Annotated in this window: 24 protein-coding genes and 1 tRNA gene; 11 read left to right on the top strand and 14 right to left on the bottom strand. The window is 56.7% G+C overall.

Translation table 11 applies throughout. The features are described from left to right. Positions 1-11: 11 nt before the first annotated feature. From RYZ18_RS03280 to RYZ18_RS03265, 4 genes are all read left to right on the top strand, one after another. Positions 12-500, top strand: coding sequence for an urease accessory protein UreE (locus RYZ18_RS03280; RefSeq protein ID WP_317654949.1), 489 nt, complete (start codon positions 12-14; stop codon positions 498-500). After that, positions 454-1,140: an urease accessory protein UreF gene (locus RYZ18_RS03275; protein ID WP_317654948.1), complete on the top strand. Its 687-nt coding sequence runs from the start codon at positions 454-456 to the stop codon at positions 1,138-1,140. The genes RYZ18_RS03280 and RYZ18_RS03275 overlap by 47 nt, the downstream gene beginning before the upstream one ends. After that, on the top strand, positions 1,137-1,781 hold the full coding sequence (gene ureG, locus RYZ18_RS03270; RefSeq protein WP_317654947.1) for an urease accessory protein UreG: 645 nt from the start codon (positions 1,137-1,139) through the stop codon (positions 1,779-1,781). The genes RYZ18_RS03275 and ureG overlap by 4 nt, the downstream gene beginning before the upstream one ends. Positions 1,782-1,893: 112 nt before the next feature. Then, positions 1,894-2,709: a bifunctional allantoicase/(S)-ureidoglycine aminohydrolase gene (locus tag RYZ18_RS03265; protein WP_317654945.1), complete on the top strand. Its 816-nt coding sequence runs from the start codon at positions 1,894-1,896 to the stop codon at positions 2,707-2,709. Here the strand turns inward: RYZ18_RS03265 and RYZ18_RS03260 are convergent. Next, positions 2,704-3,186 carry an ureidoglycolate lyase gene (locus RYZ18_RS03260; RefSeq protein ID WP_317654944.1) on the bottom strand — a complete coding sequence of 161 codons (483 nt, stop codon included), beginning with the start codon at positions 3,184-3,186 and terminating at the stop codon, positions 2,704-2,706. The two genes, RYZ18_RS03265 and RYZ18_RS03260, sit on opposite strands and share 6 nt — an antisense overlap. Further along, on the bottom strand, positions 3,183-4,595 hold the full coding sequence (gene puuE / locus RYZ18_RS03255; protein ID WP_317654943.1) for an allantoinase PuuE: 1,413 nt from the start codon (positions 4,593-4,595) through the stop codon (positions 3,183-3,185). The genes RYZ18_RS03260 and puuE overlap by 4 nt, the downstream gene beginning before the upstream one ends. 175 nt (positions 4,596-4,770) lie before the next feature. Between puuE and uraH the strand changes: the two genes are divergently transcribed. Next, positions 4,771-5,124 carry a hydroxyisourate hydrolase gene (gene uraH, locus RYZ18_RS03250; protein WP_317654942.1) on the top strand — a complete coding sequence of 118 codons (354 nt, stop codon included), beginning with the start codon at positions 4,771-4,773 and terminating at the stop codon, positions 5,122-5,124. On the opposite strand, the gene RYZ18_RS03245 is transcribed toward uraH, so the two are convergent. Then, positions 5,121-6,038, bottom strand: coding sequence for a LysR family transcriptional regulator (locus RYZ18_RS03245; protein ID WP_317654941.1), 918 nt, complete (start codon positions 6,036-6,038; stop codon positions 5,121-5,123). The genes uraH and RYZ18_RS03245 overlap by 4 nt on opposite strands. Positions 6,039-6,142: 104 nt before the next feature. Between RYZ18_RS03245 and RYZ18_RS03240 the strand changes: the two genes are divergently transcribed. Then, a complete protein-coding gene (locus tag RYZ18_RS03240) occupies positions 6,143-7,369 on the top strand; it encodes a urate hydroxylase PuuD (protein ID WP_317654940.1) in 1,227 nt (408 codons plus the stop codon). Here the strand turns inward: RYZ18_RS03240 and bhcR are convergent. Next, positions 7,366-8,181 (bottom strand): HTH-type transcriptional regulator BhcR, encoded by an 816-nt coding sequence (gene bhcR, locus RYZ18_RS03235; protein ID WP_317654939.1) that lies wholly within the window; start codon positions 8,179-8,181, stop codon positions 7,366-7,368. The genes RYZ18_RS03240 and bhcR overlap by 4 nt on opposite strands. 168 nt (positions 8,182-8,349) lie before the next feature. On the opposite strand from bhcR, the gene bhcA reads away from it, so the two are divergent. Genes bhcA through bhcD form a run of 4 tightly spaced genes read left to right on the top strand, consistent with a single transcriptional unit; the run spans position 8,350 to position 12,664 of the window. Beyond that, positions 8,350-9,540, top strand: a complete 1,191-nt coding sequence (bhcA, locus tag RYZ18_RS03230; protein ID WP_317654938.1) for an L-aspartate--glyoxylate aminotransferase BhcA — start codon at positions 8,350-8,352, stop codon at positions 9,538-9,540. Positions 9,541-9,552: 12 nt separating this feature from the next. Then, on the top strand, positions 9,553-10,524 hold the full coding sequence (gene bhcB, locus RYZ18_RS03225; RefSeq protein ID WP_317654937.1) for a beta-hydroxyaspartate dehydratase BhcB: 972 nt from the start codon (positions 9,553-9,555) through the stop codon (positions 10,522-10,524). Between the two features lie 4 nt (positions 10,525-10,528). Next, a complete protein-coding gene (gene bhcC, locus RYZ18_RS03220) occupies positions 10,529-11,692 on the top strand; it encodes a 3-hydroxy-D-aspartate aldolase BhcC (RefSeq protein ID WP_317654936.1) in 1,164 nt (387 codons plus the stop codon). Between the two features lie 12 nt (positions 11,693-11,704). Continuing rightward, complete coding sequence (gene bhcD / locus RYZ18_RS03215) at positions 11,705-12,664, top strand: iminosuccinate reductase BhcD (protein WP_317654935.1); 960 nt, start codon at positions 11,705-11,707, stop codon at positions 12,662-12,664. Positions 12,665-12,679: 15 nt separating this feature from the next. Here the strand turns inward: bhcD and RYZ18_RS03210 are convergent. The 5 genes from RYZ18_RS03210 to RYZ18_RS03190 all read right to left on the bottom strand — a co-directional run bounded on the left by RYZ18_RS03210 (position 12,680) and on the right by RYZ18_RS03190 (position 17,330). Then, positions 12,680-12,753, bottom strand: a tRNA-Gly gene (locus tag RYZ18_RS03210). Between the two features lie 67 nt (positions 12,754-12,820). Then, positions 12,821-14,884 carry an ASKHA domain-containing protein gene (locus RYZ18_RS03205; protein ID WP_317654934.1) on the bottom strand — a complete coding sequence of 688 codons (2,064 nt, stop codon included), beginning with the start codon at positions 14,882-14,884 and terminating at the stop codon, positions 12,821-12,823. A 101-nt stretch (positions 14,885-14,985) separates the two neighbouring features. Further along, complete coding sequence (locus RYZ18_RS03200) at positions 14,986-16,062, bottom strand: methyltetrahydrofolate cobalamin methyltransferase (protein ID WP_317654933.1); 1,077 nt, start codon at positions 16,060-16,062, stop codon at positions 14,986-14,988. Positions 16,063-16,068: 6 nt separating this feature from the next. Beyond that, positions 16,069-16,998 carry a methylenetetrahydrofolate reductase gene (locus RYZ18_RS03195; protein WP_317655802.1) on the bottom strand — a complete coding sequence of 310 codons (930 nt, stop codon included), beginning with the start codon at positions 16,996-16,998 and terminating at the stop codon, positions 16,069-16,071. Between the two features lie 29 nt (positions 16,999-17,027). Beyond that, complete coding sequence (locus RYZ18_RS03190; protein ID WP_317654931.1) at positions 17,028-17,330, bottom strand: virulence factor; 303 nt, start codon at positions 17,328-17,330, stop codon at positions 17,028-17,030. A 367-nt stretch (positions 17,331-17,697) separates the two neighbouring features. Here RYZ18_RS03190 and RYZ18_RS03185 point away from each other — a divergent pair, with 367 nt between their 5' ends. Further along, positions 17,698-18,813, top strand: coding sequence for a Ppx/GppA phosphatase family protein (locus tag RYZ18_RS03185; RefSeq protein ID WP_317655801.1), 1,116 nt, complete (start codon positions 17,698-17,700; stop codon positions 18,811-18,813). Positions 18,814-18,838: 25 nt separating this feature from the next. On the opposite strand, the gene RYZ18_RS03180 is transcribed toward RYZ18_RS03185, so the two are convergent. The 5 genes from RYZ18_RS03180 to RYZ18_RS03160 all read right to left on the bottom strand — a co-directional run bounded on the left by RYZ18_RS03180 (position 18,839) and on the right by RYZ18_RS03160 (position 22,431). After that, positions 18,839-19,834: a DUF6976 family protein gene (locus RYZ18_RS03180; protein ID WP_317654930.1), complete on the bottom strand. Its 996-nt coding sequence runs from the start codon at positions 19,832-19,834 to the stop codon at positions 18,839-18,841. A 15-nt stretch (positions 19,835-19,849) separates the two neighbouring features. Further along, on the bottom strand, positions 19,850-20,056 hold the full coding sequence (locus RYZ18_RS03175) for a hypothetical protein (RefSeq protein ID WP_317654929.1): 207 nt from the start codon (positions 20,054-20,056) through the stop codon (positions 19,850-19,852). Positions 20,057-20,223: 167 nt separating this feature from the next. After that, a complete protein-coding gene (locus tag RYZ18_RS03170) occupies positions 20,224-21,438 on the bottom strand; it encodes an NADP-dependent isocitrate dehydrogenase (RefSeq protein ID WP_317654927.1) in 1,215 nt (404 codons plus the stop codon). A 102-nt stretch (positions 21,439-21,540) separates the two neighbouring features. After that, complete coding sequence (locus RYZ18_RS03165; protein WP_317654926.1) at positions 21,541-21,765, bottom strand: hypothetical protein; 225 nt, start codon at positions 21,763-21,765, stop codon at positions 21,541-21,543. A gap of 6 nt (positions 21,766-21,771) precedes the next feature. Continuing rightward, positions 21,772-22,431, bottom strand: a complete 660-nt coding sequence (locus RYZ18_RS03160; RefSeq protein WP_317654925.1) for an alpha/beta hydrolase — start codon at positions 22,429-22,431, stop codon at positions 21,772-21,774. Between the last annotated feature and the right edge of the window lie 171 nt (positions 22,432-22,602).

Raw genomic sequence — 22,602 nt, 5'->3', positions numbered from 1 at the left:
AGGGGGGAAGGATGACTGATCTACCCTTGTGCCATGAGGTGATGCGCGGGCCTGTCACGGGCGTGGCCCTTTCTTTTGACACGATCACGCTGGATTACGAGGCGCGGTTCTTACGCCGCAAGCGCCTTATCAGCGATGGTGGGCGGGCGTTTTTATTGGATTTGGCGCAGACCACATCGCTGGACGCGGGGGATGTTTTGGTGCTGACCGATGGTCGCCGCATTGCAGTGCGCGCCGCCCCTGAGGCGGTGTTGGTCATCCGTGGTGAAAACTTAGCGCGTCTCGCGTGGCACATTGGCAATCGCCACACCCCTTGCGAGATTGGACAGGGCTGTCTGATCATCCGCCGCGATCCCGTAATCGCGCATATGTTGGGGCAACTTGGGGCGGATTTGGTGGAAGAAACCCGCCCCTTCACCCCCGAGGGCGGGGCCTACGGCCATGGGCGCACCCATGCCCATGAACATGGCGCAAGCGCGCATATGCCCCATGCGCATTGATGCCGATTATATCACACTGGCGCAGTGGGTTTCGCCTGCCTTCCCTGTGGGGGGCTTTGCCTTTAGTCATGGGATTGAGGCCGCCATTCAAGACGGGCTAATCACATCTGCCGATGATCTTGAGGATTGGTTATGTGACCTGCTGCATCATGGCACGGGGCGCAATGATGCGATTTGGATCGGGCTTGGCGCCAAAGCCGAGGGGCATGGCGCCTTGATCGCACTCCAAGATGAGGCCCGCGCATGGCAGTTTGCGGCCCCCCGTCTGCGCGAGGCGCAAAATATGGGGGCCAGTTTCAGCGCCTTGATGCGCGATGTTTGGGGGCAGGAGGGCCTGCCTGATCTGTTTGTGCCAATCGCGCTAGGCTTTGTGGCCGCACAGCGCGGGATTGCGCCCGCCGATGCGGCGGCCCTCTATCTTCAGGGGTTTTTCGCAAATCTTGTCGCTGCGGCGCAACGCTTGATGCCCTTGGGGCAGGTGGCGGCACAAGGGATATTGGCGCGGCTTTCGCCCCAGATTACCGCCCTTGCCCCGATTGCTGAAACCGCAAGTTTGGATGATTTGCACAGCACCGCCTTTCTTTCTGACATTGCCGCCGCACACCACGGGTTGGCCCCTGCGAGGATGTTTCAATCATGACCAATCTTTCCCCAAATGGCCCGCTTCGAATTGGGATCGGTGGCCCTGTTGGCGCGGGTAAAACCACGCTGACCGCAAGGCTCGCCGCGCGTCTGAAAAACCAGTTTTCCATTGGTGTCATCACCAATGATATTTACACCCAAGAGGATGCAGAGGCGCTGATGCGGATGCAGATCCTGCCCCTTGATCGGATCATTGGGGTTGAGACAGGGGGCTGCCCCCATACGGCCATCCGCGAGGATGCCAGCATCAATTTGGCCGCGATTGCGCAAATGCAGGCGCGCCACCCTGACCTTGAAATCGTGTTGATCGAAAGTGGCGGCGATAACCTATCGGCGACATTCAGCCCTGAATTGGCGGATTTGACGATTTATGTGATTGATACGGCATCGGGCGAGGATATTCCGCGCAAAGGCGGGCCTGCACTGACACGCTCGGATATCTTGGTGATCAACAAAACTGATCTCGCGCCTTATGTCGGGGCGCGGCTTGAGGTGATGGAGGCTGACGCCACCCGCGCACGCGCAGGGCGGCCCTTCGTGATGGCGCAATTGCGCAATGAGCAGGGCGTAGAGAAAATCGTTGATCTGATCCTTGAGATGGGCGGCTTGCCTAAGGTGCAGTCTGCAAAAATTGCCTAATAGAGTGCTGTGATTGTCAAAGAAACCCGAAAACTGCCTTCGTGCTTTTTGGGTGCGACAGCGCCGCAACAAGCGCCTATCATAGTCTCAGTTTTCAATGTGAGTTGCCTTTATGAGCCCCAAATATTTCGCCCCCACAGGCGGCCATCCCCCGCAGGAACAGCTTTTGACAGATCGTGCGGTCTTTACCGAGGCCTATGCCGTGATCCCACGCGGCACGATGCGCGATATTACCACCAGTTTCCTGCCCTTTTGGGAGAAAACCCGCCTTTGGGTGATTGCGCGGCCCCTGTCGGGCTTTGCTGAAACCTTTTCGCATTACATCATGGAAGTCGCGCCCGAAGGTGGCAGCGCGCGCCCTGAAACCGATGAGGAGGCCGAAGCGGTTCTTTTTGTGGTGGAGGGCGAAGCAAGCCTGACAGTGGATGGTCAAACCCATCTGTTGGAGGAGGGCGGTTACGCCTATTTGCCGCCTGCCCATGCATGGGAATTATATAATCGTGGGCAGTCGCCTTTGCGGTTTCATTGGATCAGAAAGGCCTATCAAGAGGTTGAAGGTCTTGATCACCCTGATGTTCTAATCTTGAACGAGCGCGATATCGCGCCCACGCCAATGGCGGGCACAGAAGGGAAATGGGCCACCACGCGCTTTGTTGACCCGGCTGACCTGCGCCATGATATGCATGTGACCATCGTGACATTTGAGCCTGGCGCGGTGATCCCGTTTCTGGAAACCCATGTGATGGAGCATGGTCTTTATGTGCTAGAGGGCAAGGCCGTCTATCGCCTCAACACGGATTGGGTCGAGGTTGAGGCGGGCGATTATATGTGGCTGCGCGCCTTTTGCCCGCAAGCCTGCTATGCAGGGGGGCCGGGCAAGTTCCGTTATCTGCTCTACAAAGATGTGAACCGCCACATGCCCTTATGAGGTGGCAATAATCACCTCATCAGGCAGCCAATATTCTTCTAAATTGGGGCCTTCGCCGATGCGGTCGATGACCGCGAAAAGACCAGGGTCATAAAGCGGCGTCAGCACCCCATGCCAGACGCCGCGATGAATATTGATCGCTTGCCCGGCCTCGGTCAGGAAGGCGCGGATGTTCTGCGGTGTCCCGTTTTGATCTTCGGCCACGACCACCAAAAACGGCTGGTGGCTCATCGGAACAAAGGCCTGAGATCCTTCAGAGTGCCGCTCGACCAGATCAAGCTTTAAGGGCAAATCGCGCTTTTCTGCGTGAAAGATACTGATCCCCGCACGCCCATCCGAAAAATCCATCCGCGCGCGGTCGTGGAAACGGCCACATAGGCCTTGATTGATGATTTTATCAGGCGTGCCTTTCGCCTCAAGCAGATCGCCAAACGGGGCGAAGGCATCGGCGCTCATGGGTTCGATGATGATTTTCATTGTGCGAACCGATCTATCAGACGCAATTCTGCGATACGCTCGACCTGACGGCAGGCTTCGGTGAATTCCACATCGCGCGATTGCGTCACCCGGCGCTTGAAGGCCTCCAAGATACTGGCCTTGGTGTTGTCGCGCACGGCGATAATAAAGGGAAATCCGAAGGCTTCGGTATAGCGGTCATTCAAGGCGGTGAATTCGGCGCGTTCTGCATCTGTCAGGCTATCAAGCCTGACTGAGGCCTGCTCGGCGGTGGAGTCTGCCGTCAGACGCTTGGCCGCGGCCAGTTTCCCCGCCAGATCAGGGTGGGCTTGCAACACCCCAAGCTGTTCCGCCGCGCTGGCGCTGCGAAAGGCGCGCGCAAGAACCGAATGAACCCCCGCCGCGCAATCATGTGCGGCACCAAGCTCCATCTCAAAGGCACGTTCAGCAATCCACGGGCTATGCTCAAACATGCCTCCAAATTCGGCGACAAATTCCTCCCGTGTCATTTGCGAGGGGGTCATGCGCGCGGTCACGGGGTGGGTCGCGGCCCAATGATCGGCAATCTCCGCGCGAGTAGCAAACCAAACGCCCTCATGTGCTTGGAAATGCGCAAGCGCGCGTTTCAGCGCCAGCGCACGGGCAGGGCGCCCTGCAAGGCGGCAATGCAGACCGATCGACATCATCTTGGGCGCGCCTGCCGCCCCTTCGGCGTAAAGCTGATCAAAGGTGTCGATCAAGCTGCGCTCAAATTGCGCGCCTTCGGTGAAACCTGCTTGGATTGCAAAGCGCATATCGTTGCAATCCATTGTATAGGGCACGATCAGTTGATCCTTGCCGCCCGCCTTGACCCAATAGGGCAGGTCATCGGCATAGCTGTCTGCGATATAGGCCAGATCCCCCTCTTGCGCGGCAAGATCCACAGTGTTCATGGAGCAGCGCCCCGTATACCACCCGCGTGGCGGGGTTCCGGTCACCTCGGTATGCAGGCGGATGGCCTCGCGGATTTGCGCGCGCTCCTCTTCGGGGGGCATATCTTTGTGTTCCACCCATTTCAGGCCGTGGCTGGCAATTTCCCAACCCGCCTTTTTCATCGCCGCCACCTGTTCGGGGCTGCGGGCAAGGGCCGTGGCCACACCATAAACTGTCACGGGTAGGTCGGACATCATGGAATAAAGCCGCCAAAACCCTGCACGCGCACCATATTCGTAGATCGACTCCATATTCCAATGGCGCATCCCAACCCATGGTTGCGCGCCTGTGATCTCGGATAAAAAAGCCTCGGAGGCAGCATCGCCGTGCAGGATATTGTTTTCGCCACCTTCCTCGTAATTCAGCACGATCTGCACAGCGATTTTCGCGCCATTGGGCCAAGCGGCATGGGGCGCATCTGGCCCGTGGCCGCGTAAATCTCGGGGGTAGCGTGTCATATCAGCCTCGTTTGTTTTTCTATGGCATAATGCAGATAATCGCAGATGATTTTAAAAAAAATCTATAAGCACTCTTTTGATCGCTCTGCACTGTATCAGGCGCATAATCTCGCCTATCATGGGCGCAAGTTTTGAGATTTTCTAGGGTTCATTTACAGGCAAAAGGACGCGCGCGATGGCGGGATATTTGACCACCCATGTTTTGGATACGGCAACGGGCCGCCCTGCGGCAGGCATGAAAATTGATCTTTATCGCATCAGCGGTGCTGGGGCGGAGTTGATCAAAACTGTTGAAACCAACGCAGACGGGCGCACCGATGCGCAGATTTTGCCAAGCGCGGAATTTGCGCGCGGGGTTTATGAGCTCTGCTTTCACGCAGGCGCCTATCTTGACGCGCAAGGCGTGCCACCCGAAAGCCCCCGTTTCTTGGATATGATCCCGATCCGCTTTGGCATGTCAGAAGACACGCATTACCACGTGCCGCTTTTGCTGTCGCCTTTTGGCTATTCCACCTATCGCGGCAGTTAATCGCGCGCGCTGTTGCGGATCACATCCCCCACGCGGTCAATCATGAATTCCATGAAAAGCCGCGTTTTGGGGTCTTGTCTGCGCCGATGGGTGAAAAGACAGGCCATTTGAATAGGGGCGGGTGGGGTTTCTGTTGCCACGGGCACAAGCGCGCCTGAGCTGAGATGCTCGGCCACCTCAAAGATGGGTTTCATTACAATCCCATGCCCCGCCAAAGCCCAGTCTGTCAGGACATCGCCATCATCGGATTCGTAACGCCCGGCCACGCGGAACCGCTCAAACCCTGCTTTGGTTTGCAACCGCCATTGAAATTCCTTTGCCCCTGGAAAGCGCAAGTTGAGGCATTCATGTCGCTCGGTCACGAGATCAGCGCCTGATTTGGGCATCCCCCGCGCCGCGATATAGGCAGGCGCTGCACACAATACCCGCGCGACATCCGCAATCTTGCGGATGCGCAGATTGCTATCCTCGGGTTCCCCGAAGAAAAACACCAGATCAAGCCCTTCGGTGGTCAGATCAATCTTGCGATCTGACAGGCGCAGACGCACATGAATTTCAGGGTATTGCGCGATAAAATCTGGCACATGGGGCGCGATCAAGCGCCGACCCACCCCCAAAGGTGCGGCCACATAGAGACTGCCTTTGAGGTTCTCTGTGATGTTGACGATCTGCGCTTCGGCATCCTCGACCGATTCCAAAATCCGCGTTGCCCCCCTATAAAAGGCTTGGCCCTGCTCGGTGGGGGTGAGGTTGCGGGTTGTGCGCTGAAACAGACGCACGCCCAAATGTTCCTCAAGTTGAGAAATCCGCGAAGATGTCACGGCAGGTGAGATGCGCAAATCGCGCCCTGCCGCCGACATTGACCCAAGCTCGTAGACACGGACAAAGGTTCGGATATTATCAATATAGGACATTGTTTTGCTTTTTTTGATACTGCTTGGCGTTTGCCCGTAATAGCAGAATAAACCTCAGCCGCCTAGTATGCAGGAAAGACAAGTAACAACAGGGAGATGCCGGTATGTATGATCTGGCCATCATTTGGGATTGGATCGCGTTTTCCGTCAGGTGGCTGCATGTCATCACGGCGATGGCGTGGATTGGTGCATCCTTGTTTTTCATTGCCTTGGATTTGGGGCTGCGGCCTGTGCCAAATATGCCCAAAGGGGCCTATGGCGAAGAATGGCAGGTGCATGGCGGCGGCTTTTACCACATTCAGAAATATTTGGTCGCCCCTGAAAACATGCCCGAGCATCTGATCTGGCACAAATGGCAAAGCTATATGACTTGGGTCTCAGGTGCAGCTTTGTTGATGATTGTTTATTGGGTCGGGGGCGAGTTGTTCTTGCTTGACCCGACAAAGGCCAATTTGGCGCTGTGGCAGGGGATTTTGATCTCAGGCGGCTCGTTGGCCTTGGGGTGGGTTCTGTATGACCAGCTTTGCAAATCGCCTTTGGGTGAGAACCCTACGACCCTGATGTTGATCCTGTTTGTGATCCTTGTGGTGATGTCTTGGGGGTATCATCAGGTCTTTACGGGGCGGGCGGCGCTGCTGCATTTGGGGGCCTTTACCGCGACTATTATGACGGGGAATGTGTTTTTCCAGATCATGCCGAACCAACGCATTGTGGTAGCAGATCTCAAGGCGGGGCGCACGCCTGATGCGAAATATGGCAAGATCGCCAAGCTGCGCTCAACCCATAACAATTACCTCACGCTGCCCGTTATTTTTCTGATGCTGTCCAATCATTATCCGCTCGCCTTTGCGACCGAATATTCGTGGATCATTGCAAGCTTGATCTTCCTGACGGGTGTGACCATTCGCCATTATTTCAACACGATGCACGCCACGGGCAAGGGGCCGCATTGGACATGGGCGGTCACGGTCTTGCTGATGATTGTCATCGCTTGGCTGTCAATCCCACGCACGGCAGAAACCTACGAGGCCGCAGCAAGCCGCGCCTTGACGCCCTATGAGGCCGAGATGGTCGCGGCAGACGGGTTTGAAGAGGCCTATTATGCCGTGATCGGCAATTGCTCGATGTGCCATGCCCGTGAACCCGCATGGGATGGTATCCGTTGGGCCCCGAAAAATGTCTATCTCGAAACCGAGGCGGATGTGGCCCGTCATGCCAGCCAGATTTATACTCAGGCGGGCGTTTCCCATGCGATGCCGCCCCCAAATGCCTTTGCAATGGATGATGAGGCGCGCCGCGCCATCGTGGCATGGGTGCAGGCCGCGCGCTAGGGGCAGCGCCCCCCAATGGCGGCGGTGACCTGATCGGCGGCTTCGCGCACCATGCCGCCAAAATCCATGGAACGTGTCAGCGACAGCCGAAATGCGGGGCCAGAGATTGAGATGCCCGCCACAGGTTCGCCATGCACATTGAAGATCGGGGCTGCAATGCAGCGCATTCCTTCGGCGCGCTCTTGGTCATCAATGGCAAATCCGCGCGCACGGGCCTGATCGAGATCGGCGCGCAAGGCTGCCTCATCTGTTAGGCTATGCGCGGTAAAGGCCGACAAGCCCCGTTTGAGGATGATTGACTGCACATGGGCGGGCGGAAGCCATGCCAATAACGCCTTACCAATTCCAGAGACATGCATCGGCGCGCGGGTTCCGGGTGGAAAAAAGGCGCGGATCGCTTCGTGGGTTTCGACTTGCGTCAGGAATAAAACCTCATCCTGCATTTCGACACCCAAATTTGCCGTCTCGCCCGTTTCGCGCATCAGCCGCGTCATGCCTGCGCGGGATCGTTCCACAACATTGGTGCGGCGCAAAAAAGCAGACCCGATTTGAAAGGCGCCCGCGCCGATATGCCAGACCTGCTGCATCTCATCGCATTCGACCATCCCGCGCGTCTGCAATGTGGTCAACGCGCGATAGAGCGTTGCGGTGGCCTGACCCGTTTCCTCGGCCAGTTCAGACAGCCGCAAACCAGGTTTTTGTGCCACCACCTCCATCACGGCAAGCGCGCGATCTAGGGCCTGCACCGTGTTTTGTTCGGTCTTGTCATGAAAGGCCTTCGGACGGCCCCTTTGACGCGTGGTTGATGTCATATTTGCGGCCCTTTCATTTGCAAAGAGAGAAGTGAAAAACTGCAACGCATTGAATTTTATGATGAAAAAGTATTTTTTCACCTATTAAAAAATTATTTCGAAAAAATTGCGAGCTGTAAAGCCCCCCTGTTAATCTGCACCCAACCTTTGAAGGGAGGGCCGCACGAGATGTCGTTTCAAAATCCAGTTTTCATTCCTGGGCCAACCAATATCCCAGAGAGCATTCGCAAAGCCTGTGATATGCCCACGCTTGACCACCGCAGTCCCGCCTTTGGCGCGATGTTCAAACCCGCCGTGGCGGGGGTGCGCCGCGTGTTGAAAATGACCGAGGGCGAAGTGATCTTGCTGCCCTCGACAGGCACAGGCGGGTGGGAGGCGGCCATCACCAACACATTGAGTGCGGGTGACACTGTTCTTGCCGCGCGGTTTGGCATGTTCAGCCATCGCTGGATTGACATGTGCCAACGCCATGGTCTGAACGTCCAGATCATTGATGTGCCATGGGGGCAGGCGGCCCCGATTGCGCAGATTGAGGCGGCGTTGCGCGCGGATGTTCAGGGCAAGATCAAAGTCGTCCTTGCCACCCATAATGAAACCGCGACAGGGGTGCGCTCTGATATAGCGGGGATACGCGCGGCCCTCGATGCCGCAGGCCATGATGCGATGCTGTTTGTCGATGGCGTGTCATCCATTGCGTCTATGCCATTTGAGTTTGACGCTTGGGGGGTCGATATTGCCGTGGCAGGTAGCCAGAAAGGCTTCATGCTGCCTGCAGGCCTTGCGATTTTGGGCGTCAGCCCCAAGGCCTTGGCGGCAATGGACAGTGCCACCCTGCCGCGCTGTTTCTTTGATTTCCGCGACATGCTGAAATCCTACGCGGCGGGGGGATATCCCTACACCCCTTCTGTTGGTCTGATCGCGGGCCTGTCTCACTCTATCGCACTTCTTGAGGGCGAGGGGTTAGAGGCTGTTTATGCCCGTCACCACCGATTGGCTGAAGGGGTGCGCCGTGCTGTTGCGGCATGGGGTCTGCAGATTTGTGCAACCGATCCTGCCACGGCCTCTGACACAGTGACGGCGGTGGTGGTGCCTGCGGGGAAATGCGGCACCGAACTCGCGCAGCTTGCCGCCACTAAATATGGCGTGGCCTTTGGTGTGGGTCTGGGCGAGGTCGCAGGCAAGGTGTTTCGCATCGGCCATTTGGGGATGTTGACCGATGTTATGGTTCTTTCTGGTCTGGCCACTGCCGAAATGTGCATGGCCGATCTGGGATGGGACATCCCGCTTGGGTCAGGGGTTGCCGCTGCGCAGGATTATTTCCGCGCGGATCAAACCGCCCTTCGCCAAGCTGCTGAATGAGAGGGTAAAAATATGAACGACCTTAGCCCAATTTCCGTGCCAAGCTATCAAGACAGCCTTGATGCCTACGCACGGATCACGCCCTATATCCACCGCACGCCCATTCTGACCTCGCGCTTTTTGAACGCGTTGGTCGGGGGGGAGATGTTCTTTAAATGTGAGAACTTTCAGAAGGCAGGCGCCTTCAAGGTGCGCGGTGCATGTAATGCGGTGTTTGGCCTGTCAGATGCAGAGGCGGCACGCGGCGTTTGCACCCATTCGAGTGGCAATCACGCCTTGTCTTTGTCCTATGCAGCAGGGCGGCGGGGCATTCCGTGCCATGTGGTGATGCCGCACAGCGCGCCGCAGGCCAAAAAAGACGCGGTGCGGGGCTATGGCGGGATCATCACGGAATGTGAGCCTTCGACAACCTCGCGCGAGGCGGTCTTTGCCGAGGTGCAGGCGAAAACAGGCGGCAATTTTGTGCATCCCTATAATGATCCCCGCGTGATTGCAGGCCAAGCCACCTGTTCGCGTGAATTGATCGAAGATGTGCCCAATCTTGACGCTGTAGTGGCCCCAATTGGCGGGGGTGGTATGATCTCTGGCACCTGTTTGACGCTGTCAAATATCGCCCCTGAGATCAAAATATATGCCGCCGAACCAGACCAAGCGGATGATGCCGCGCGCAGTTTTCGGGCAGGCCATATCATCGCGGATGACGCGCCCCAGACCATCGCGGATGGTTTGAAAGTGCCGTTGAAAGACCTGACTTGGCATTTTGTGAAATCCCATGTCACCGATATTTTGACCGCAAGCGAAGATGAAATCGTGGATGCGATGAAACTGACTTGGGCGCGCATGAAAATTGTGATCGAGCCAAGCTGTGCAGTGCCCTTGGCGGTGATTTTGAAGAACAAACATCTCTTTGCGGGCAAGCGCACTGGGGTGATTATTACAGGCGGCAATGTCGATTTAGACCGTTTGCCATGGATGAAAGGCTAAGAGCATGAACACCCATACAAGTTTTGAAAATCTGGAAGTTGGCTATGACATTCCCGCGCTGCCTGGCATGGCGGAGGCGGATATCCAGACCCCGTGCTTGATCCTTGATCTCGATGCGCTTGAGCGCAACATCAAGAAAATGGGCGATTATGCCGCCGCCCATGGGATGCGCCACCGTGTGCATGGCAAGATGCATAAATCAGTCGATGTGGCGAAGTTGCAAGAAAGCCTTGGCGGGGCCTGTGGTGTCTGCTGCCAAAAGGTGAGCGAGGCCGAAGTTTTTGCCCGCGGCGGTATTCGGGATGTTTTGGTCAGCAATCAGGTGCGCGACCCGCAAAAAATTGATCGTTTGGCACGGATCCCCCTTTTGGGCGCGCGCGCGATTTGCTGTGTCGATGATCTGAGCAACATCGCCGATCTTTCTGCGGCTGCCACCCGTCACGGCACGGTCATCGAATGTCTGGTTGAGATTGATTGCGGGGCAGGGCGCTGTGGTGTCACCACCACCCCCGAGGTTGTGGCCTTAGCCCGCGCCATTGATGCGGCCGAGGGGTTAAAATTTGCAGGCATTCAGGCCTATCAAGGCGCAATGCAGCATCTTGATCACTATGAAGACCGCAAAGCGAAAATTGCGGTTGCCGTGGCCATGGTCAAGGACGCGGTCGATACATTGGCCGCAGAAGGGATTGCCTGCGATATCGTGGGCGGTGGCGGCACAGGCAGCTATTATTTCGAAAGTACATCGGGCGTCTATAACGAGCTTCAATGTGGCTCTTACGCCTTTATGGATGCGGATTATGGCCGCATTCTTGATGAAAACGGCAACCGCATTGACCGCGGCGAATGGGAAAATGCCCTGTTCATCCTGACCTCGGTGATGAGCCATGCCAAGGCCGATAAGGCGATTGTCGATGCAGGGCTCAAGGCGCAATCGGTCGATAGTGGCTTGCCTGTGATCTATGGGCGCGATGATGTCGAATATGTCAAATGCAGCGATGAGCATGGCGTGGTGGCCGACCCAAAAGGGGTTTTGGCCATCAATGAAAAGCTGCGTCTTGTGCCAGGTCACTGTGACCCGACCTGCAATGTGCATGATTGGTATGTCGGCGTGCGGGGCGGCAAGGTTGAGGTGGTTTGGCCCATCTCGGCCCGTGGCAAGGCCTATTGAGGCGGGGGGACGATGTATATCATTCCAGAAAGTTTGATTGCCGATCTTGTCAGTGCCGAAGATGCGTTTGAGGCAATGCGCGGCTGTTTCGCCGCGATGGCCGATGGCGATGCCTATAATTTCCCCGTGATCCGCGAGGCCTTGGGCGAGGGGCGCCAATATGGGTTCAAGTCGGGCTTTGATCGCGCAGGCGCGGTGATGGGGGTGAAATCGGGCGGGTATTTCCCCGGAAATGCCGCGCGCGGTTTGATCAATCATCAATCCTGTGTGCTGTTATTTGATCCTGAAACAGGCCGTCCCACCGCAATGGTGGGGGGGAACCTGTTGACGGCCCTACGCACAGCCGCCGCATCGGCCCTGTCGATTGATCAATTGGCGCGTCCCGATGCCCAAGTTTTGGGTATGGTGGGCGCGGGGCATCAGTCGGCATTTCAATTGCGCGCGGCCCTGCAGGTGCGCGAATTTACCGGCGTTTTGGGTTGGAACCGCAATCCTGACCGCCTGTCCCGCTTGGCGGAGGTCTGTGCCGAAGCGGGGGTTGAGTTCACCCCCGTTGATCTGGCCGCGATGCAGGAGGCCGATGTGATCATCACCATCACCTCATCCAATGCCGCAAGCCTGCTTACGGACCATGTCAGTGCAGGCTGCCATATCTCTGCGATGGGAACCGATACAATCGGCAAGCAGGAGATTGATCCTGCACTCTTTGCGCGCGCTGCGGTCTTTACCGATGAGGTCGCACAATCTGTCACTATCGGCGAGGCACAACACGCCGTGGCGCAAGGCTTGATTGGGCGCGAGGATATCACCCCCTTGGGGGCGGTGGTCACAGGGGCGGCCAAGGGCCGTGTCTCGCCCGATCAGATCACGATTTTCGATGGCACGGGTGTCGGGCTTCAGGATTTGGCCGTAGCCCAAACCGCCCTCAGCCGTGCCCGCGCGCAGGGTTTGGGTTCAGAGGTCGTGTTTTAGGGAAAGACATAAGGCTGGAGCGGGTAGCGGGAATCGAACCCGCGCCAAGAGCTTGGGAAGCTCGTGTGATACCATTTCACCATACCCGCGCATGGCCTTGATGGGCCAGTCGATACGATAAGGCAGGGGTTTCGTCAACCTCTGCCTTTCTCTCAGTCAGCCCCGCCGTCTGCGCCGCCGCCCGTCATCATTGGCCCCGCCGCCAGAGGCGCCAAAATTTACATCAGGCAGGCTGACCACTGTGGTCAGATGGGGCATGGCGGCGGTTTTATGCGGGATGGCGTTTGCGGCCACGAAATGTTCCTGAAACCTTGGCTCAATCGCGGTTTCAACCTTTTGGATGGCGCGCACGCCCCCCTCAATGCGCTTGCGTGCCGCACGGTTGCACAGCGCAATGCGCGCGCCATGGCCTGCGGCATTGCCTGCGCTTGTGACTTTCTCAAGCGGGGCATCGGGGATCATCCCTAAAATCATTGCGTGTTTTGGGCTGATATGCGCGCCGAAAGCCCCCGCCAAAACCACGCGATCGACCGCTTCTACATCCATCTGATCCATCAACAAACGCGCGCCTGCATAAAGCGCGGATTTCGCCAATTGAATGGCGCGAATATCGCCTTGCGTGACGGTGATGCGCGGCCCGCCCGTGGCGGTGCCGTCAAAGATTAGATATTCATGGGTGCGCCCTGTGGGGATAGACCGCGGGGTTCCTGTTTGCTCGGCACTGCCAATCAGACCTGACCCGTCCAACAGGCCCGCGGCGCGCATTTCCGCCACGGCCTCGATTATGCCAGAGCCACAAATGCCCGTAATGCCTGTCTGCGCGGTGGCCTCGGCAAACCCTGCCTCGTCAGACCACAGATCGCAGCCAATGACGCGAAACCGCGGTTCTTTGGTGGCGGGGTCGATTTCGATATGCTCAATCGCACCAGGCGCGGCCCGTTGCCCTGACGAGATTTGCGCCCCCTCAAAGGCAGGCCCCGTGGGCGAGGAACAGGCGAGAACCTTGGTCTTATTCCCAAGCAGGATTTCAGCATTGGTTCCGACATCCACGATCAGCACCAAATCCTCAGATTGTTCTGGGGCCTCCGATAGGGCCACGGCGGCGGCATCGGCCCCCACATGGCCCGCGATACAGGGCAGCAGGTAAATCTGCGCTTGTGGGTTCAATGTGGACAGCCCCAAGTCAGGCGCACTGAGACGCAAGGCATCCGAGGTTGCCAGTGCAAAGGGCGCTTGGCCCAATTCCACAGGATCAATTCCCAAAAGCAGATGGTGCATCACGGGGTTGCAGACGAATACGGTTTCCACGATCAGCTTGGGGTCAATGCCCGCATCCTCGGCAATTTGCCCGGCTAATGTGTTAATGGCCTCGCGCACCGCGCGGGTCATCTCAGTGGCACCGCCTTCTTGCATCATGGCATAGGAGACGCGGCTCATCAGATCCTCACCAAAACGGATTTGTGGGTTCATGATCCCCGCAGAGCCCATCACTGCACCCGTGGTCAAATCACACAGATGCGCCGCGATTGTGGTCGAGCCAAGATCAATCGCAAGGCCGTAAATTCCGCCCTCATGAAGATTTGGCCAAATCTCAAGAATTTGCGCCACGCCGCCCTCATCGGGTTGAAAGAGGGCGACTGAAATTTGCCATTTGCCCTTGCGCAAAACGGTTTGCAGCTTGGCCAAAACGGGCAGGGCGGCGCTGACCTGATGCACATCCCATTGTTGTGCGAGGGCATCTTTCAAGCGTTCAAAATCGCCCGAGGGTTCATGCATGTCAGGCTCGGCCACCTCGACCATGACAATCCGCGTGGCGGGATCCATAGTGATTGGCTTGGTCGAGGCCTCTTTGCGCACGACCTGACGATGCACCTGACTGGTTTCAGGCACATCAATCACAACATCGCCCAACACCTTGGCCTGACAGCCCAAACGGCGGCCTGAAATCAGACCTTTCACGCGGTCATAGCGGGCCTCAACCTCGTTCCATTCGGAAAGGGCATCTTCGTGCACTGTGACGCCATGTTTGGCAAATTCACCGAAACTGGGGGTGATCTGGCATTTGGAACAAATGCCGCGCCCGCCACAGACACTATCCAAATCCACCCCGAGCGCGCGGGCCGCCTGCAGCACGGGCGTGCCTTTGGCAAAGCGACCGCGTTTGCCAGAGGGGGTAAAAATCACCAAAGGGTCTTTGTCATCTGTGCCTGCGCTGCCCATCGGGAAGGATCCTGTTTTGGTCTTTCATTGCTTTTATTGGCGCAAAGGCCAGAGCATAAGGTTAAATATGCTCTGGCCCGCGATTTTCAAAAAATGGTGCCTTAGCCGCGGCGGCGACCGCCTGCGCGGCGGTTGGCGCGCCCCCCTTGCAGGGCGGCATCTGGATCTTTGTTGAAATTGATCCAAGCAGTCCCACCGTCATCTTGGTTAAGCAGCAGGTTGGCGGCGCGGATCGCCTCCATCTCCTTGCCCGCGCGCGGCTTGGTCGAGCCCATGCCGAACAATTTGACGAAGGTTTCATCGTCCAGATCTGCGGGCAGGATAATTCCTGCGGCCTCAATCGCGGCTTTCTTTTCGGCAATCGCTTTGGGGCCAACGGGCAGGGCGACTGGGTTCATGATCGCACTGGTCATGCCCGCTGCATAGGCCATGGGCAAAAACGCGTTATTCACGCCGTGGCGGTTCGGCAAGCCAAAGCTGATATTGGATGCGCCGCAGGTGGTGTTCACGCCCAATTCCTCGCGCAAGCGGCGCACGAGGGTAAAGACCTGATGGCCCGCTGTGGCCATCGCGCCAATGGGCATGACCAATGGGTCAACCACGATATCATGGGCGGGAATGCCATAATCAGCCGCGCGTTCAACAATCTTTTTGGCAACGGCAAAGCGCACTTCGGGGTCTTCGGAAATGCCTGTGTCATCGTTAGAAATCGCAACAACGGGCACGTTGTATTTCTTGACCAAGGGCAAAACCATCTCAAGGCGTTCTTCTTCGCCTGTGACAGAGTTCAAAAGCGGGCGACCTTTGGCAGCAGCCAGACCATTTTCCAAGGCACCGGGAACCGAGCTGTCGATGCACAAGGGGCAATCGGTTACTTCCTGCACGCATTCGACCAAGGCCTTCATCAAGGCAGGCTCAACAAAGTTATTGTCGGCATAGCGGGGATCTTCGGCCATTTTGTTCGAGAACACCGCGCCAGAGTTGATGTCCAACACGGTCGCACCCGCCGCCACCTGTGCAATGGCATCCGCTTGCACGCGTGAGAAATCACCGCGTTCCAGCTCTTCGTTCAAGATTTTGCGCCCTGTGGGGTTGATCCGTTCGCCAATCACGCAAAACGGTTCGTCAAAACCGATCACGGTGGTTTTGGTTTGGGATTCAATGATGGTGCGAGTCATGCTGGCTTATACTCCTTCAACGGCCGGACGCGTGGATGCGCCGCCATGGTCGATGGCCCATTGGGCATTTGTCTTGATCCCGCCAAGCGGGAAGAAATGGACGGATTCAATCCCGAAATCAGGATTTGCGGCCTTATGCGCGGCGAGTTCTGCGATGATCTCGTCAGGCTCGAACGGCAAAAGAAGTTTCGAGACATCCTTGGCGCGTTTTTGCAAAACCGACAGAGATGGGCCAACGCCGCAGGCAATGGCGAATTTGATCAAGGTTTGCAGCTTGGCGGGGCCTGCGATACCGATATGGACGGGCAGATCAATCCCCGCGGCCTGCAAGGCATTCACCCATGCAATCACGGGCTTGGCTTCAAAGCAGAATTGCGTGGCAAGGGCCATTTTTGCATCTGTGCGCGCGCTAAAGGCCTGTTTCCAACGCAAAGCCTCCATCACATTGGCATCGCTGCCATCTGGGTCGATGTCGCGGTTGCCTTCGGGGTGGCCTGCCACATGCAAGCGTTTGAACCCTGCTTGATCAAACAGCCCCGTTTCCAACAGCTGCATCGAGCTTTCAAATTCACCATGCGCCTGAGGGATGCCGCCCGCCAAGATGAGGCCAGAGGTGACACCTGCCTCGCCCTGATAGCGCGCGATCCAATCGCCAAGCGTGGCCTTGTCTTTGATTGAGCGGGCGGGGAAATGTGGCATCACCTCGAACCCGTCACGGGCAAGGCGCGCTGCGGTCGCGACCATGTCATCAATCTCGGTGCCGTCAATATGGGCGATATAGACGCGGGTGCCCTCGGGCAAAAGGGCGCGGAAATCTTCCACCTTTTCGGCGGTGCGCGGCATAACCTCAATCGAATAGCCTTGAAGAAAGGCCTCAACCTGAGGGGAATGGGGCGCGACTGGCGCGCTTGGTTTTTTAAAGTTTAACAAGGCCATAATCTGATCCCTCACGCGCTCAAGGCTCATCAGGCTGCCTCAACGCCATCGCCCGCGATCAAACGCTTGAGGCGGTCGGTGTCATAGTCGGCATCCAAACGATCTGCATAGACGCGCGCGATGTCGGATGGGTCACCTTCGACCTCGGCCTCTACCACACGGCGCCACTCGGCGAGATAGGCTTCGTCATCTTTTGCCCCGACCTTCATCGCGCAGCGGTCAATTGCCTGCTCGAACCGTTCGGGCAGGGGCAATTTGGCTGCAGCGCGGCCTTTGCCCACAATCACTTGGGCAGGGATGTCGCGCCAGTAAACGATGGTCACAGATGGCATTGAATGCGATTCCTTTCTCGTAAGGCGCACCATATGGGCGCAACCCCCGCGCAATGGGACTAATTTCGACACTAAAATCGGCGCAACCGACCTTGTAAGAGGCACATAGCCCGCGCATACGCACATTGCGAGTGGTCGAACATCCCAAAATTTTCATGATGATCATGCGCCAAAGCGCCCAACTGCCCCCGAATGCCACGCGAAAGCAGTTGTCGCTTTTTCATGGGGGCGCTACCATGCCCATGAAGGAGGGGCAGAAATGGCCCGCAAACGCCGCAACCCAAACCGACAGAGAGACGCAAAAGAGGGCGGGGTAAACCCTGCGCCTGTGGCGCATATTTCTGATCCAAGCGGCCTTGATCCGAATATGGGGCAGGGGCAGCGTAGATTTTATAGCAAACCCAAACCTGCCGCCCCCGCACAGATCGAAAAAGCAGACCCAGCCGATCTTTACGCCGCTCTTGATTTGGGCACGAATTCCTGCCGAATGTTGATTGCACAGCCGAAAGGCACGCATCTACATATCGTTGATAGTTTCTCGAAATCGGTGCAACTGGGGCACGGGCTAGAGGCCTCGGGGCGCTTGTCGCGTGCCTCGATGGCGCGGGCGATTGGGGCGTTGAAAATCTGTCAACGCAAACTGGCCCAACACCAAGTGCGCCATATGCGTATCGTGGCCACCGAGGCCTGCCGCCGCGCCACCAACGGGGGCGAGTTCCTCAACCTTGTGAAGCGCGAAACGGGCTTGCAGATGGAGATCATCAAGCCCGAAGAAGAGGCGCAGCTGGCGGTGATCTCCTGCGCGCCATTGGTGTCAGCCAAAACCGAACAGCTTTTGGTGGTGGATATCGGGGGGGGATCAACCGAATTGGTTTGGATCGACCTGTCTCGGGTTGCGCCCTCGGAACGCGCCCGCGCGATCATGCGCCTGCATCAAGGGTTTGGGCATGAGGAAACCATTTTTCCCCGCGCGAAAGTCGTGGATTGGATTTCTGTGCCTTTGGGCGTGGCAACCCTGAAAGACCTTTATCACGATGTCGAAGATGACGGGGCGCGGTTTGCGCTGATGTCATGGTATTTCGAAGAACAGCTTGCAAAATTCTCACCCTATGTCGATGCGGCGGATCAAGCACGCGAAGGGTTCCAGATCATCGGCACCTCTGGCACTGTCACAACTGTTGCCGCCAGTCATTTGGGCCTCAAGCGCTATGATCGCAATAAGGTCGATGGTCTGCGGATGACTTCGGATCAGATTGACACTGTGATCCAAACCTATCTTGCCTTGGGGCCAGAGGGGCGGCGCAATGATCCGCGGATCGGGCGGGATCGGCACAGTCTGATTATGTCAGGCTCTGCGATTTTGCAGGCGCTGCTGCGCGCATGGCCAACGGATCGCTTGTCTGTGGCAGATCGTGGCCTGCGCGAGGGCTTGCTCTATGCGCAGATGTGCCGCGATGGGGTGATGGAAGACGGGCTTCTGTAACAGCCGCCCGCCTTGAAAAAAGCCGTTACGCGGCCTTTTGCAGTTCAAGCCGAACAAGGGTTTGGTTCAGCAGCATATAGGCAATTTCCCCAAAGGTCATTGGGCCTGTGAAACCTGACACTGATTTGCCCTCCATTTCGCCGTAGAGATAGTTCAAGATGCAATTACAACTGTAATCAGCGCCTGTGACCTTATCGCAGAGCGAGCCGGCAAAGGCTTGGGCATAGTCATCGGGAAGGGCTGCGGCGGGGCGATAGACCACGCCCTCCTGCACAGGGGCATAGAAGCTGACAATGCCTGTATCGGCATCAACCGATTTGATCGACACATTGAGATGGGCGCCGCCGTAATTGGCGATGAGCGGCAAGCGCGTATCCCAATTTTGCGCCGTCAAATAACGTGCCAAATTCCGCTTGGCCCCGTTGATCATGGCATCTTCCGCTTCGAAACCAGAGGTTTCAAAAATAATGCTTGTGGCCGTATCCCCTGCCTGCTCGAAAATATTCACAATCTCCAAGTTGGGGGTGACCCCTTTGGCAAAGCCGAGATGCATCACGATCGCGGCATCCTCGTGGGTCTGACCGGTGCTGCCATCAATGACAATGGCATGATCTTGGCCGATCCGCTCTAGCGCAGTGCCTGCGACCCATCCCATCAAGGGCTGCGCGAATAAAGCAGGGTTTTGCGGCGCATCAATCGCAAAGCGGCGATGTGCGTGACCAAAAGCGGGGATCAAGATCAGACTTGCCCCGCCTGTCTGATACCCTGTGGCGATATCGGTTAAATTATCGGGGGCGATGACGCGGATTTCTGCGGCTTCGGCCTCGTCAAAACTGGTGCAATAGAGGCGGTTTTCGATTTTTTTGCCACCTTCAGAGGTCACAAAGTAATGGCTGCTGCCCCCGATCCAAGTTCCCTTTGGCAATTGCGCCAAATAAGCGGGGTGGCCTGCAATGCTTAGGATTTCCCCTGAGACGATGCGCGCGGATGCCTCCGCGAGGGTCAAAACTTCGTTTTTCATTTTGTTTTATCCTCGTTAGCGGGTCATTTTCGCCAAATCATCGGCGGCGAAGGCATTTGCTTTGGCAAAATCAGCCAATTCCTTGATCTTGGCTTCAAGCAATGTAGGGGTGCTTCGGATTTCGATGCGCAAACGACCGATCAAGATACGTGTGGCAAGCGAAGCTTGGGAGAGATCCTGATTGGATTGGATCACGCCCGCGAGAAAGCTGTGTGAAAACATGCAGATGGGTTCCGTTTTAAATGCGGGGCTGCGCCCCTTGGTGATGTTCGCGCATCTGTTGAAACGGCAGGAGCGGCTTTCAGCTTAGGGGTGAGGGCCGCTTTGTCGCATAAAAAACGCGCCGCACGGGTGCGGCGCGTGTAAGGTCTTGAAAGGAAAGGGGGGTCTTAGCCCACCAGTGCCTTGTTCAGATTTTCATCAATTTTCTCAAGGAAGCCTTGCGTGGTCAGCCATTTCTGATCTGGCCCAACCAAAAGCGCCAAATCCTTGGTCATAAAGCCTGCTTCGACTGTATCGACCACGGTTTTCTCAAGCGTCTGCGCAAAGCGCAGCAGCGCGTCATTGTTATCAAGTTTTGCACGATGCTTAAGCCCGCCTGTCCATGCATAGATGGAGGCGACCGAATTGGTTGAGGTCGCCTCGCCCTTTTGGTGCTGGCGGTAATGACGGGTCACGGTGCCATGCGCGGCTTCTGCCTCGACAATTTTGCCATCGGGCGTCATCAACACCGAGGTCATCAACCCAAGCGACCCAAATCCTTGGGCGACAGTGTCGGATTGCACATCACCATCATAGTTTTTACAGGCCCAGACATAGCCGCCCGACCATTTCAGGGCAGAGGCCACCATGTCATCAATCAGGCGATGCTCATACCAGATTTTCTTTTTCTCAAATGCCTCGCGGAATTCTTCGTCATACACTTTCTGGAACAAATCCTTAAAGCGGCCATCATAGGCTTTGAGAATGGTGTTTTTGGTCGACAGATAAACGGGCCATCCCAAATTCAGCCCGTAATTCAGACTGGCGCGGGCGAAATCAATGATGGACTGATCAAGGTTATACATCCCCATCGCCACACCTGCGGCGGGGGCATCGAAAATCTCATGCTCAATCGTGGTGCCATCTTCGCCCACAAATTTCATCGTAAGCTTACCCTTGCCTGGAAAGCGGAAATCGGTGGCGCGATATTGATCGCCAAAGGCATGACGCCCCACCACAATGGGCTGCGTCCAGCCTGGCACAAGGCGGGGCACGTTTTTGCAAATAATCGGTTGGCGGAAAATCACGCCCCCAAGGATATTTCGGATTGTCCCATTGGGGCTGCGATACATCCGTTTGAGGCCAAATTCCTCAACCCGCGCTTCATCTGGGGTGATGGTGGCACATTTCACGGCCACGCCAACCTCGCGGGTCTTTTCGGCAGCGGCCACTGTGATGGCATCATCGGTGCGATCCCGCTCCTCGATTCCAAGATCATAGTAAAGCAGATCAAGATCCAAATAGGGCAGGATGAGCTTATCTTTGATAAAGGCCCAAATGATGCGGGTCATCTCATCCCCATCCATATCCACGATGGGGTTTTCAACTTTGATTTTGGTCATATCAGGCAGCCTCGCGCGGGGAAGAAATACTGAGGCTGCGCATATCAAATTCTGGCGGATTCGCAAGAACTGTATGCCGTTGTATACAGATTTGTGATGCCACTAGTTTGGGGCTTGGCTGCGTTTGGTGCGCAAAAAATCATAGCCACGTTTTTCGGCCATGCGCATGCGTATCGCAGTGCGCAAGGCTTCCTCGACAGTGGGGGAAAGCGCACCAACGGTTTGGCACAGCTCATCAGTCAGGCGTTCATCCCCCGTTTCTTGCGCGACACGCAGGGCCTCTTGGGCCAAGGCATCTGCGATTTCTTCGGCAAGACGGGTGCTCATGGTGGATTACCGCGTGTTTTCCGTCAGGCGCCGCTTCACATAGGCCTTAACCATGTCGATCATCGGGTTCATCTGGGTCTCTTCATCTTCAAAGAAGTGACCCGCCCCCTCCATCTCCTCATGGGTGATGGTGATGCCTTTTTGCTCATGCAGCTTATCGACCAAGATACGGGTGTCTTGGGGTTTGGCCACGCGGTCGGCGGTGCCGTTCACGATCAAACCTGACGCGGGGCAGGGTGCAAGGAAGCTGAAATCATACATATTCGCGGGCGGTGCGACCGAGATGAACCCCGTGATCTCCGGGCGCCGCATCAGCAGCTGCATCCCAATCCATGCGCCAAAAGAAAACCCCGCAACCCAACAATGTTTCGAGTTAGGGTTCATCGTTTGCAGATAATCCAAGGCCGATGCTGCATCAGACAATTCGCCCTGACCTTGGTCATATTCGCCCTGACTGCGCCCGACACCGCGGAAGTTAAAGCGCAGAACGGTGAAGCCCATATTGTAGAAGGCGTAATGCAGATTATAGACCACACGGTTGTTCATCGTGCCGCCAAATTGCGGATGCGGATGCAGGACGATGGCAATCGGGGCATCCTTTGCCTTTTGTGGATGATAACGGCCCTCAAGCCGCCCTTCTGGGCCTTGGAATATCACCTCGGGCATGTCGTTCCCCTTGTCGCTTTCTGGCGCATGCGCGTCATGCTTGACCTGCGCAATCGCCCTACCTAGAACCTGTGTCACCGCAATGCTGCGGTTTTGCCCCTAAACGCGGGGCGCGCGTGTCTGTGCGGTTTGCACCACGCATTGCAGTTAAGCGTGACGGATCAAAAGGTC

The organism is Roseovarius sp. 10 (genome assembly GCF_033100315.1).
Classification (GTDB): Bacteria; Pseudomonadota; Alphaproteobacteria; order Rhodobacterales; family Rhodobacteraceae; genus M30B80.
The sequence above is the reverse complement of the archived record's forward strand: the minus strand, read 5'-3'. Positions and strand labels throughout refer to the sequence as shown.